The following is a 12,597-nucleotide window of genomic DNA, read 5'->3' on the forward strand; positions in this document are numbered from 1 at the left end:
AAATTTAATGCGGTCTAAATATTTACTAATTTTTTTGAAAAATTTAAATAGCTGATGATTTATTGCTAATTTGATACTTTAGATTCGTAACGAGAAAAATTGCCGTACAGCTTTTTTTCCTTGAGCTTTTGTCTCCATTCGCGAATAGCGCTAGCAGTTCTGGCCACAGGTGATACATATACCTGGGGCTGTTTTTCTTCCTCTGTATAACTTTTACTACTCAATATTTGGGTAGTTAAACAGTTAGTCAAAGTAGGTTGGCTTTCTCTGCCAAGAGCTTCGATTGTTTCATTAGCAGTCTTAAACCGCTCATCTAAAGAAATTTTCAACATTTTGTCCAAAAGCCTAGCAAAATTGTTGCTGATATTTACCTCTTTTTGCCAACATACCTCACCAGTATTCATGTCATATTGAAAATCTAAAGGGCCTTTACCAGTCAACAGATAAAGACAAGTCATACCCAGAGCATAAATATCACTGGCATAAACCGGACTGAGAGAAAGCTGTTCTGGTGGTGCAAATCCTACTGTACCTACAAAATTGGTACTAGCATTTTTATTGCTTGAGTTTTGACAAGCATCAACTAACTCCTCTTTCACCGCGCCAAAATCTATCAGCACTATCCGTTGATACTCTTCACACCGCAACAAGTTCTGGGGCTTAATATCCCGATGAATTACATGATGTTTTTGAAGATACTGCAATACTGGCAATAATTCTTGCAAAAACTGTTTAACTGCGGCTTCACTTTTGGGGCCTGTTCGCCTCACTTCTCTTGCCAGAGTAGAACCACGCACATATTCTTGGACTAAATAAAACTCTCCATTACCTTCAAAATAGTCTAAAAGCATGGGAATTTGAGAATGGCTACCAAGTTGACCTAATATTTTTGCTTCTTTTTCAAAACGCTGACATGACCTTTGCCAACTCTTGGCACTAGTTACCTTGGGATAAAGCTGTTTGATTACACATAGAGGGCTACCAGGTAGTGGGGTATTTTTGGCTAAAAAGGTGACACCAAAACCACCTCTACCCAAAATTCGCACTATTTCATAGCGATCGCGAAATAGCACATTAGAACCACACATCTGAGCAAGCTGAGTTTGCTGTAAAGTGTAATCGTGCAAATTCGTTATGTTCTGAGAGAAGCGATTCATCGGTTAAAAAGGCTAGTTGAAGTGAAAGAGCTACTCTGGGATATTTTTAATTTAACTACAATTAGTATTTAGCGCTAGTAGTCTGTAAAATCTTGAATAAATCTGCCTGCGCCTATATTTTTCTCCCTTGGGGAAAACCTGTCCAAAATTGGTCAGCCATTGGCGGTTTTTACAATCTCGTTTTCACCCAAGATTTTGTGTGAAGCCGCCAAAAAGCACCGAGTTTACGCATCTAACCAGTAGATTTTGGATCAGGAACCGCCAATGAAAGGATAACTTTAATGAAACCCCTAGTCCCTTGCCTTCATGCCATTCTCTTCTCATGGCAAAGAAAAGCATAAGCCCTTTATCGAAACTATACAAAATGGGACAACCGTACCAGAAATTGCCTAAATGTATTTATGTATAATAATAGTTAGGTGTTACAGGAATAGTTTCAGTATTTTCCTAATAACTAAAGTGTCCAATTGCAAGGATTCTCACTGTTTTTCATGGGTATCGCCAAGTAAAAGTCAGGAATTAGGTATAATTTTACCCATAGTTCAATTAGCTATAATTTTATCTAAAGTTCTTTAAAGATTTGATGAAGGTAAATCTATTTACTTGAGTTAACCGTATTACCTAATGTACTGTCTATTCTTAGAGTAAGATTTAAGAAATGTTACAAAAAGCAAGTTACAAGGACGCAAGTATACTTAGCCTTTGCGTAGTCGTCTGAAATTTTACTTGTTTAGATTTAGCAAAAATTTAATAATTTAGAGGCTTTTCAATGAAAATAAATAAGCTCGCTACAGTCGTCACTGCACTGGCCGTGGCAACGATATTTGACCTAATCAGCGTAGCCAAACCTGTGGCAGCCGCTACTCTGGTAGGTCTAACTGACAACAACACTCTAGTTTTGTTTGACTCCAGCACTCCGACCGCTACTACCAGTACCCAAGTTACTGGGCTTAATGGTACTTTGTTGGGCATTGACCGTCGTCCAGCTAACAATAAGATATACGGTCTCACGACTACCAATGAGATATACACAATTAACCCGTTCACTGGTGCGGCTACTTTTGTGAGTACCCTCTCCGTACCCTTCAATGGGGGGAATATTTCCGGAGTGGACTTCAACCCAGTACCTGATCGCCTACGGGTCGTCGGTAGCAATGACCAAAACTACCGCATCAATGTAGATACTGGTGCGGTCATTGTTGACGGCACACTGAACCCAGGAGACCCCAACATCACTGCTGTAGCATACACTAATGCAGATATTAACCCGGCAACTGGAACGACGCTGTACGACATTGACTACATCCTCGACGCATTATTTATACAGAATCCGCCTAATAATGGTACTTTGGTGCAAGTAGGTTCACTCGGTATTGACATTGACTCGGCAGCAGGGTTCGACATTTTTACCAACAATGGGGTGAATACTGCCTTCGCCGCATTGACTCCAGCCTCGGCATCAGGCTCCATTCTATATAACATCAACTTGACCACAGGTGCCGCTACCTCATTAGGCACTATCGGTAGTGAGAAGCGTCTCATCGGACTCACGGTTGTTGCTGTCCCTGAACCAAGTATTAGTTTTGGCTCTTTTCTCGGTGTCAGCGCCCTTGCTTTATTAGGTTGCTACCGCCGTCGCCTTAAGTTAGTCAATTAGTCAGACTTCTAGTCTCGCCATATAGTCTGCCCCCAGCTTTTTAGCGCTTTTATGGAAGCAGACTGATCAGGCACTCGACGATATAGTCATACAAAGCTGGTGCGGAGTTTTTATCCCTGCACCAGCTTTGAAATTAAGGATTAATACTGCGTAAAATGCCGCCTCTATTGCCTGGATTATGGCACCTCAATGGGAATCAAAGTATTTTCCGGCAAATAGTTACAGAATCGCCCTTCATCCCCAAGTACCAAAATCAGCCGCAAGGGATAATCAGGCGGTACTTGCAAGTCTGCCCAGGGCACAGCCACCTCTAAACAGGTGTTTAACGCTACTTGAGCGCGGCTGAAACGGGGATGCCATTGATGATTTTCTCCAGCTTCGCGAAACTGAAGCGATTGCGTCAGCAAATTAATTTCCAGATGGTGGTGGAACAGATAATTAACAGGCCCTGTATCCGGCAAATCTGCTAAGGGAATCGGACTATTGACCATTGTTTTGTCTGGATAGAACCACAGCAAACTTAACTCTGTGGGCAACCCCTGACCTGGAAAAACACCATTTTTAAAATCCACCCGCACATAGAAATTCAGGTGATCCACCCCATACCAAAGTCGCTGGACGAGGCTGCTGTTGTGCATCGTTCCTCTGGCCCCACCGATTTCTATCCGTCCAGCTTTGTCCCAGTCTTGTTCATCACCCCTACCATCAATTACGGGATGAATAAACCCATCTGGGGTATGGTTGGTGCGTGCTTCGTGAACCTCTAGCGGGTTCTGTAAATATGAAGGTATTGGTTCATTTAACGCTTTATAAATGCCATAAAGGTGTTCCCGAAACAACTGGTCAAAGATGGCATCTTGATTTGAAGAATGTCCTTCACCAAACCACCAGAACCAATCGGAACCTTCGGCAGCATACAAAGCTTCCCAAGCTTCGGGGTTATTTTCTTCTGTGGCTTCGGGATGATTTGCCAGCACTGCCCTAGCTTGTGCTAGGTAGTCCCAAGCGCGATTTTTGACGGGATCACCTATCCAGGTGGTGAAGCTACCATCCACCCAAGAACCGCTATGCAGTTGCTCTCCGGGGATAGTGGCTGTGGCGGGAAATTCTGCTAGAAATTCGGAAACGGTGACGAGTTTCAGATGGGGTTCGTTGCTTAAATTTTGATATAAAGCTTCCAGGAAGGGTTTGCCGTCTTGAGGATAATATTCCCAGCAATTCTCCCCATCCAAGGCGATGGTAACTAACCAAGGTTGTTCGCTAGGGTATTCTTTTTGCTTTCTGGCGATCGCTTGCAGGTGTCCCACTAAGTCAGCTGCTGCTTGTTTTGCTGGCATTGCCCCGTAGGTAAAACCAATCAAATCTGATAATCTGTGATCGCGAAAAACAATTGATAAATCACCTGCAGGAGTTTGCAAGCGGTAGGGTTTGTATAGTAGTTCTGGTTGCTGCACATTCCCCGCCCCATCGCGATGGAAGAAGTGTTTTAGTGTCCAACCCAAAACGGCTTCATCTGAACAAATCCAATTAAAACCTTGCTTAATAATGTACGGCAGAATATCGGGGCTGACTGACTGTTCTGAAGGCCACAAACCACGCGGTTCCTGCCCAAAACGGTCTGTATACAAATCCCAAGCTTTCTGCAAGTGACGAGGAATGTCTTCCGCCCACTGAAACCGCTGCCCTGGTAAATTCATCTGTGGCACTGCTACCCGACCGGAGTTAGTATCCGCTAACAAAGGTAAAATCGGGTGAGTGTAGGGCGTCGTAGTGACTTCTAGTTGCCCTGAGTCTTGCATTTTACGGTGTTGGGGGATGATGCGGCTGAGAATTTCTCGCTGTTTGGTATAAATTCGTTGGCGATCGCTTAAAGTGAAATTTCGTCCCTGCTTTAACCAAGTGGCAATTTCCGGGTCATCCCAAAATAGCGGATCAATCCACGCCAGATTGTGCCAAGCTAATAAATCGCTGTAATCTGGCAACTGCCAATTAGCCAAACACCAAGCCTGCCCTTTTTCTTGCCTTTGGTAATACAACTGGGCGTACCGGGGATGTGGGTCAATCAGAGTGTGGTGATTGGCATCAAAAAAGTGTTGGATAATAAATTCCCGCTGTTCCTGAGTTAGATTTTCAGTAGGCGTCAAGCTGGCTGTGAGGTAAGGGTCAAAGGCAGTACCAGCAATATAATCTTCTAATTGCAATATCAACGACGGCACTAGATTCACCGTTTGGTGAAGCTTAGGATACCGCTCTAGAATTAATATTAAATCCAGATAGTCTTTAGTACCATGCAAGCGTACCCAAGGCAAACGGTACTGTTGACTAGAAGATAGTGAAATGCCGCTGCCAGGGGATTTGTACAGCGGCTGATGTTGATGCCAGATAAAAGCGACGTAGAGGGGTTGAGACATAGGGAGTAGTTAGGGGCTATTTAGAGATCAGGCATTCATGATAAATTATCAATGATAACAAGTTAATCTTGATCACTCATCAAACACCCATCGCCCCTAATCCTCAGTCCCTACATAATTTGTTCTACTTCGGCAATTTCGGGAATCATTTCCCGTAAGCGTCGTTCAATACCCATTCTCAAGGTCATTGTGGAACTGGGACAAGAACCGCAAGCCCCTTGCAACCGTAGTTTGACAATTGGCCCATCAAGTTCTACGAGTTCTACATTACCGCCATCAGATATGAGATAAGGACGCATTTCATCTAAGACTGTTTCCACGTTGGCGATTGTAAGTTCCATAGTTTTAGACCTGCTAAGTTAAAGATGGGGAAGTAAATTGGAGATTAGGATTGTGATCCATTACCCAAAATATTATTTTCCTGCTTTCAAATCGATCCTACTAGATCCAATGACCGTGAGATTTTGCCCTAAACGGTTACTGGTTCTAGCAGCTTGATATTGGAGTAGTTAAACTCAGTTATGGACAGAGCCTCTTGGGCAGGAGTATCGTTAGCGCACTCTTGATACTCTTGCACAACCTGCTTGGTCATTATGTAATAGTCGCCAACTTTTTGATATGTGTCGGCGAATTTTAGGACACTATTAACTTGATTCGATTTTGAGTCGCGGAAAACTGCATCGTAGCGACTTGCAATGTAGCCAGCACCAGTATTGAAGTTTTCGTGGGTATTAATCACTAAAGCCATGCGACCCATTACCCGAATTTCCTGGCAAATTTCCTGGTCTCGGATTTTGTAATGAGAATTTATGGAGTCGCCCTGAACCAAAATTTCTACCACACCACTTTTATCTATCTCGCCTAAGATAAACTCAAATTTACCATAGGACTGCTGGAAATCGGAGCGTTTGCAGTGGGTAACCATTTCCTGCAACTGGATATAGATACCTTCTTCTACTTCTGCATCCCTAACATCCGTCACTTTTACGCTCAAGTCGTGGTTAATGCGTATTTTTCCAGTGTAAACTTCATCCCCCTGTAGCAGCTGCACATCTGCACTGTAGCCAGGAAAGTTTTCGTCCCAAGTGTAACGACTTTCGTAAGCGGTTTGGAATAAAACACCTGCTGTTGTCTGAACTGTCATATCACAACTTCGACATCACTTTTATTCAGTGTAGTTGAAGTACCGAGACCTAGAACGTTATCGGTCTGTTTCTACAACCAGACTATTGACATTCTCCCCAACTTCTAAAGGTAGGGTTGTTGAACTACCTCGCTAGAAGAAAACACCACTGGTTGTTGATAGAGTGGGATGGTGAATGTGACTGTTGAGCCAAGTCCTTCCCCTAGACTATAAAAATGCACTTCGCCACCCATCGCCTCTACTAGCTTTTGGGATATTGTTAGTCCCAAACCTGTACCGCCGTAATGGCGAGTGCGGGAGCCATCTACCTGAGAGAATAATTGAAATAGTTTATCTTGTTTGTCCAGTGAAACACCGATACCAGTATCTGCCACCCGGACTTTTACTATCCCTGGAAATCCCTGGCTGGGTAATTTTGCCTTCCCCTTTTTCAGTACTAAATCAGCACTGATGGTGACACCACCTTCATGGGTAAATTTGATGGCATTGCCTACCAAATTGAGCATGACTTGTAGCAGCCGCTGATAGTTGCCTTGGACGATGATTTCATCGGAGATCGCAGGTTGTTGCATCCGGAAGCTCAGTTTTTTCATTTCTGCTTGGGGACGCATGAAGTTTTCTACATCACTAAATAGCTCATCTAGACTCACTGGAGAACAAACTATCTCCATTTTGCCTGCTTCGATTTTGGCAATGTCCAAGATATCATTGAGGACATTCAGCAGATGAATTGATGATTTGTGAGCGTCTGTCAAAAACTCATTTTGTTCTTCTGGATCGGTGACTGTGCCGTCCAAAATTAACTGCACAAGATTAATTATTCCATTGAGGGGGGTACGAATTTCATGGGATACATTGGCCAGAAACTCGGTTTTGAGGCGGGAGGCTTCTTCTGCTTTTTGTCTTGCTGCTTCTAATTCTTTATATAAAGTAGCATGAGCGATCGCAGTTCCCAGCTGATCTGCTATCTCTTTAGCTAGTTCCAGTTCTATTGCTGTCAACTGGTAGCATTCATCTCGCAAATTCCAGGCAATCAATCCATTGGCTTGGTCTTGATAGCAAGTAGCTACGACCAAAATTTTCTGCTGCTGAAACTGACCATGGCCAGTCACTTCCATGATGATTGGTTCTAGGGTTGCCAGGGTCTGAGCAAAGGCAGGCTCAGAACTGATATCTATATCTGAGCCAATCATTGAACTTTGCCCTGGCTGGTGATACTCTGCTATCACCCGCACTTTTGAGCTAGAGGGCTGGTAGGGACAGATAATACAACGCTCTAGCTTTAGCGCTTTGCCTAAACTGTCAACTGTTTGCTGCCAAATAATATCTATATCTAATGTCCGCCGGATATTGCTGGTAATTTGATTTACCAGTTTTTGGTGTTGCTGCGATCGCATCGCCAACTCTAGTTGTGTAGGCGTTTTTGTTGCCCCATTCACTTCTTTGGCGTTGACTTTAGCTTGCAGCAACCGTCCCATCACCAACACTGTAGTCGCAGCGTGACCCAATCGCGGCATGATCGGAGTGATTGCCAACTCCAACTCAAATAACTCCTGGCAGTAGCTAAACCAACACTGAACCCTTTCCGGCACTAAACTTGTTAAAATCCGCTGCAACCTTTCCAAATAAGTAACTTTGTCTACTGGCACAAAGTTCTCATCCGGATTCAGATCCTCAAGTATTTTCTCAGGGTTTAACACCAGGAGTTCGCTGTGCTGCCAATAAAAGGTCAGATAGCGCCCTGCCCCATCTTGGGTATATACCAACTCAGCTCCAGAAGTTGGTAATACACCATCATTATTACTGGTAACAGAGTCCAGATTTTGGGGAGACAAATTCGGCAATTGGGTATTGGCAGTAATAGTCATTAATCGAGTTGGGTAGACAAATGGCATCCCACCGTGGTTATACTAAAGCTGTTTAAATTTTGGCATAAAATTTTACAGCTTTTTCATTTCTAGTTGGCTATATTCAGCTTTTCTGGAATCCAGATCAGCAAACTTCACATTTTTTTAATCTTTGGCTAACAGTTGGATAGATAATTTCAATCGTTCCATTCGCCCCGTGGTGGAACAGGTGTACGCACCGGGGTGCGTGTCAGTTCATCATCTCTGGGCACATCACCGCGTAACCACTGGCGGATTGCCACCTCGATCACTTTACTAGGATCATTAGTGAGATGCTGAATTTGTTCTATTAACTCAGAGTCCAGGCGGACAGCTATTTCTACCTTATCGGCTTGTCTGTGTCCCGGATCGGTAGGTTTTTCTTGCATATTCATGGGTTTAGATGCTCTGAAATTGTTTTGTCCAAAGCTCTGTCAAGCGTCTATATTCATGATTCGGGCTATTTAGCTGACAAATATGAAAGAGTACAGTTACATAGTTCCCCGAAATAGTACCAAAGTAACACTTCTTCAAGTTTCAAGTGGCAATTTTCATATAAATCGCTAGACAATAGCTTCTTTAGACATTTTGTCAGTACATCAGAGGTTTTGGGTAATTATCGATGGTAATTGTCCCTGATCTCTACATATACTTTAAGTTATATTTATTGTACGCTCCTGGCTGATGAATACCAGCAGCTATAAATAGACTTTCATAAAATTCTTAAAAGTACACCTGTCTCTAGAGTCAGTTATTAAAGAGTCAATATTTATTAATTTTTCTGAACACTGCCGCTAGTCCCCAGAGGTGGTTCTGAGTTCTCTATCTTTCTCTGGCAGCGTCTTGGCAAAGAAAGCATTAAAATACATTAAGTAAATTGCTTTCACTTTGGTTGCTGCTTTAGCACAAATAGTATATGACTGACGTTCCCGCAGTTCGCATTCGCAATTTTTGTATTATCGCTCACATTGACCACGGGAAATCAACCCTCGCCGATCGCTTACTACAAGCCACTGGCACTGTAGAAAGCCGACAAATGAAGGAACAGTTTCTCGACAATATGGATCTGGAACGGGAGCGCGGCATTACAATTAAGCTGCAAGCTGCCCGGATGAACTACACAGCTAAAGATGGTCAGCAGTATGTTCTCAACTTAATTGATACTCCTGGTCACGTAGATTTTTCTTATGAAGTGTCACGCTCTCTGGCTGCTTGTGAAGGGGCACTGTTGGTGGTAGATGCTTCCCAAGGTGTGGAAGCACAAACTTTGGCGAATGTGTATTTAGCGCTGGAGCATAACCTAGAAATTATCCCAGTTTTGAATAAAATCGATTTGCCGGGGGCAGAACCAGAGCGGGTAATCGGCGAAATTGAAGAAATTATTGGTCTAGATTGCAGTGGTGCAATTCTGGCTTCTGCTAAAGAAGGACTGGGGATTGATGAGATTTTAGAAGCAGTTGTTGATCGCATACCGCCACCATCTAATACAGTCAATGAACGCTTACGGGCGTTAATTTTTGATAGCTACTATGATAGTTACCGAGGGGTAATTGTCTATTTCCGGGTGATGGATGGCACAGTCAAAAAAGGCGATCGCATCCATTTGATGGCATCAGACAAAGAATATGAAATTGATGAGTTGGGTGTACTCTCTCCTACCCAAAAGCAAGTTGAAGAACTGCACGCTGGAGAAGTAGGCTATTTAGGCGCATCAATTAGAGCTGTAGCCGATGCACGGGTGGGAGATACAATTACCCTAGCTAACGCCCAAGCTGCCGCAGCTCTGCCTGGTTACACCGAAGCTAACCCAATGGTCTTTTGCGGGATGTTCCCCATTGATGCAGACCAATTTGAAGACTTGCGGGAAGCCCTAGAAAAGCTCGAACTCAACGATGCGGCCCTACACTACGAACCAGAAACTTCTAGCGCCATGGGGTTTGGCTTCCGTTGCGGGTTTTTGGGGTTACTGCACATGGAAATAGTCCAAGAACGGTTAGAGCGAGAGTACAACCTAGATTTAATCATTACAGCCCCTTCGGTGGTTTACAAAGTAATCACCATCAAAGGAGAAGAACTGTACATTGATAATCCCAGCCGCTTACCCTCACCTAACGAACGCGAAAGAATCGAGGAACCCTACGTCAAAGTAGAAATGATTACGCCAGAAACCTACGTTGGCTCTTTAATGGAGTTGTCGCAAAATCGGCGTGGCATCTTCAAGGATATGAAATATCTTACCCAAGGACGCACCACACTGACCTACGAGCTACCTTTGGCGGAAGTGGTCACTGACTTTTTTGACCAAATGAAATCGCGATCGCGTGGTTACGCCAGTATGGAATATCATCTGATCGGCTACCGTGAAAATCCTTTGGTAAAACTGGATATTATGATTAACGGTGATCCAGTGGATTCTTTGGCGATGATTGTCCACCGAGATAAAGCCTACAATGTAGGTAGATCAATGGCTGAGAAGTTAAAAGAACTGATTCCTCGCCACCAATTCAAAGTGCCAATTCAGGCATCTATTGGCAGTAAAGTTATTGCCAGCGAACACATCCCCGCCTTGCGGAAAGACGTGCTAGCCAAGTGCTACGGCGGTGATATTAGCCGGAAAAAGAAACTCTTACAAAAGCAGGCAAAGGGTAAAAAGCGGATGAAATCTGTAGGGACAGTGGACGTCCCCCAGGAAGCTTTTATGGCAGTGTTACGCTTAGATCAAAACTAGCTGCTAAAAAAGCCAAAACTGGGAACTTTTTACTCCCAGGAGGAGAAAGGGGGATTATTGGAGAAATTTCTCCCTTGTCTTTTTCTAATACTGAATCTCTGTCAAGCCCAAATCACAGATAGTTAAAAGCCCGGTTTCTTGAAGAAACCGGGTTTCTGATATAGGTATGCGTAAATCCTAAATGATTGAGAAAAGTGCAGTCAGTTCCATAACCTTGATAATCTTTGATCAGATATCGTCTTGCCAAAAAAATTAAAAAATTTTAGATATTTGTAAATCATCAGGGAGTTAAGTCAATGAAGATACTAGTACTGAGTTGGGAATTTCCGCCAAGGATCGTAGGAGGAATTGCGCGTCATGTGGCTGAGTTGTATCCGGAATTAGTGAAGCTAGGCCATGAAATCCACTTGATCACGGTAGAGTATGCTCAGGCATCACTGTATGAAGTGGTTGAGGGAGTATATGTGCATCGAGTGCCAGTGTCTTACAGTAACGATTTTTTCCATTGGGTAGTTAACCTGAATGCGAGTATGGGGCATCACGGTGGTAAGTTGCTTTTGGAGGAAGGCCCGTTTGATTTAATCCATGCTCATGATTGGTTAGTAGGAGATGCAGCGATCGCACTCAAACACAACTTTAAAATCCCCTTAATTGCGACAATTCATGCTACTGAACACGGGCGCTATAACGGTATTCACAATGATACCCAACATTATATTAATAGCAAAGAAAACCTACTAGCTTACAATGCTTGGCGAGTAATCGTTTGTAGCCACTATATGCGACGGGAAGTAGAGCAAGCGTTACACAGTCCTGGGAACAAAATTGATATCATTTATAACGGTATCCGCCCAGAAAAAAAACAGCAGCACAAAGATTTTTATGCTCAGGATTTTCGCCGTCAATTTGCCTGTGATCATGAAAAAATTGTTTATTACCTCGGTCGCATGACCTATGAAAAGGGTATACCTGTATTGCTTAATGCCGCTCCCAAAATACTCGCTCAAATGGGGGGTAACGTTAAATTTGTGATTATTGGTGGCGGAAATACCGACCATCTCAAGCGCCAAGCTGAGGATTTAGGAATTTGGCACAAATGCTATTTCACTGGCTTTCTCTCCGACGAATACTTAGATAAATTCCAAACTGTCGCCGATTGTGCAGTATTTCCTAGTCTTTATGAACCATTTGGTATTGTTGCCTTAGAAAGCTTTGCTTCTCGCGTACCTGTAGTAGTTTCTGATGCAGGCGGCTTTCCCGAAGTAGTACAACATACCAAAACAGGTGTGATTACCTGGGCAAACAACTCTGATTCTCTTGCTTGGGGAATACTGGAAGTGTTGCAAAATCCAGGTTATGGACAATGGCTAGTTGATAATGCTTATGAGGATTTAGGAAGACGCTTTAGCTGGCCGAAATTAGCCAAACAAACAGCAGCTGTTTATCAGCGAGTTATGCGAGAGCGATCGCAAGTTGTTTGGTTTTAAATTGATTAAATTGTTTTATATGTGACGTTTGGGACAGCTAATTTTAGCTGTCCTGAGCAAGGCTTGTCTTAGGCAATAAATTAAAAAAATCAAATTCACTTTTTGAAATAAACAGTATTTTTGCTCA

Annotated in this window: 9 protein-coding genes; 3 read left to right on the plus strand and 6 right to left on the minus strand. The window is 43.2% G+C overall.

What is annotated here, in order from left to right:
- Window positions 1-65 precede the first annotated feature (65 nt).
- Window positions 66-1,157: a serine/threonine-protein kinase gene (locus tag H6G32_RS01435; RefSeq protein WP_190453684.1), complete on the minus strand. Its 1,092-nt coding sequence runs from the start codon at window positions 1,155-1,157 to the stop codon at window positions 66-68.
- Between the two features lie 769 nt (window positions 1,158-1,926).
- On the opposite strand from H6G32_RS01435, the gene H6G32_RS01440 reads away from it, so the two are divergent.
- Complete coding sequence (locus H6G32_RS01440) at window positions 1,927-2,814, plus strand: DUF4394 domain-containing protein (RefSeq protein WP_190453687.1); 888 nt, start codon at window positions 1,927-1,929, stop codon at window positions 2,812-2,814.
- 176 nt (window positions 2,815-2,990) lie between these two features.
- Here the strand turns inward: H6G32_RS01440 and H6G32_RS01445 are convergent, their stop codons facing one another.
- The 5 genes from H6G32_RS01445 to H6G32_RS01465 all read right to left on the minus strand — a co-directional run bounded on the left by H6G32_RS01445 (window position 2,991) and on the right by H6G32_RS01465 (window position 8,650).
- Window positions 2,991-5,225: a glycoside hydrolase gene (locus H6G32_RS01445; RefSeq protein ID WP_190453690.1), complete on the minus strand. Its 2,235-nt coding sequence runs from the start codon at window positions 5,223-5,225 to the stop codon at window positions 2,991-2,993.
- A gap of 110 nt (window positions 5,226-5,335) precedes the next feature.
- Window positions 5,336-5,566, minus strand: coding sequence for a NifU family protein (locus tag H6G32_RS01450; protein ID WP_190453693.1), 231 nt, complete (start codon window positions 5,564-5,566; stop codon window positions 5,336-5,338).
- 128 nt (window positions 5,567-5,694) lie between these two features.
- Window positions 5,695-6,369: a DUF3386 domain-containing protein gene (locus H6G32_RS01455; protein WP_190453695.1), complete on the minus strand. Its 675-nt coding sequence runs from the start codon at window positions 6,367-6,369 to the stop codon at window positions 5,695-5,697.
- Window positions 6,370-6,473: 104 nt separating this feature from the next.
- A complete protein-coding gene (locus H6G32_RS01460; RefSeq protein ID WP_190454003.1) occupies window positions 6,474-8,237 on the minus strand; it encodes an ATP-binding protein in 1,764 nt (587 codons plus the stop codon).
- Between the two features lie 176 nt (window positions 8,238-8,413).
- Window positions 8,414-8,650 (minus strand): hypothetical protein, encoded by a 237-nt coding sequence (locus tag H6G32_RS01465; protein ID WP_190453698.1) that lies wholly within the window; start codon window positions 8,648-8,650, stop codon window positions 8,414-8,416.
- A gap of 521 nt (window positions 8,651-9,171) precedes the next feature.
- Between H6G32_RS01465 and lepA the strand changes: the two genes are divergently transcribed.
- Entirely contained in the window at window positions 9,172-10,983 is a 1,812-nt protein-coding gene (gene lepA, locus H6G32_RS01470; RefSeq protein ID WP_190453701.1) for a translation elongation factor 4, read from the plus strand.
- A 296-nt stretch (window positions 10,984-11,279) separates the two neighbouring features.
- Complete coding sequence (locus H6G32_RS01475) at window positions 11,280-12,470, plus strand: glycosyltransferase family 4 protein (RefSeq protein WP_190453704.1); 1,191 nt, start codon at window positions 11,280-11,282, stop codon at window positions 12,468-12,470.
- Window positions 12,471-12,597: the final 127 nt, after the last annotated feature.

The sequence above is a fragment of the Cylindrospermum sp. FACHB-282 genome, assembly GCF_014697195.1.
Taxonomy (GTDB): Bacteria; Cyanobacteriota; Cyanobacteriia; order Cyanobacteriales; family Nostocaceae; genus Cylindrospermum.

Excerpts from the sequence above, each read along its gene's own strand:
- H6G32_RS01465 (WP_190453698.1), bottom strand. The coding sequence starts at position 8,650 with ATGAATATGCAAGAAAAACCTACCGATCCGGGACACAGACAAGCCGAT.
- H6G32_RS01475 (WP_190453704.1), top strand. The coding sequence starts at position 11,280 with ATGAAGATACTAGTACTGAGTTGGGAATTTCCGCCAAGGATCGTAGGA.
- H6G32_RS01450 (WP_190453693.1), bottom strand. The coding sequence starts at position 5,566 with ATGGAACTTACAATCGCCAACGTGGAAACAGTCTTAGATGAAATGCGT.
- H6G32_RS01460 (WP_190454003.1), bottom strand. The coding sequence starts at position 8,237 with ATGACTATTACTGCCAATACCCAATTGCCGAATTTGTCTCCCCAAAAT.
- H6G32_RS01455 (WP_190453695.1), bottom strand. The coding sequence starts at position 6,369 with ATGACAGTTCAGACAACAGCAGGTGTTTTATTCCAAACCGCTTACGAA.
- lepA (WP_190453701.1), top strand. The coding sequence starts at position 9,172 with ATGACTGACGTTCCCGCAGTTCGCATTCGCAATTTTTGTATTATCGCT.
- H6G32_RS01435 (WP_190453684.1), bottom strand. The coding sequence starts at position 1,157 with ATGAATCGCTTCTCTCAGAACATAACGAATTTGCACGATTACACTTTA.
- H6G32_RS01440 (WP_190453687.1), top strand. The coding sequence starts at position 1,927 with ATGAAAATAAATAAGCTCGCTACAGTCGTCACTGCACTGGCCGTGGCA.
- H6G32_RS01445 (WP_190453690.1), bottom strand. The coding sequence starts at position 5,225 with ATGTCTCAACCCCTCTACGTCGCTTTTATCTGGCATCAACATCAGCCG.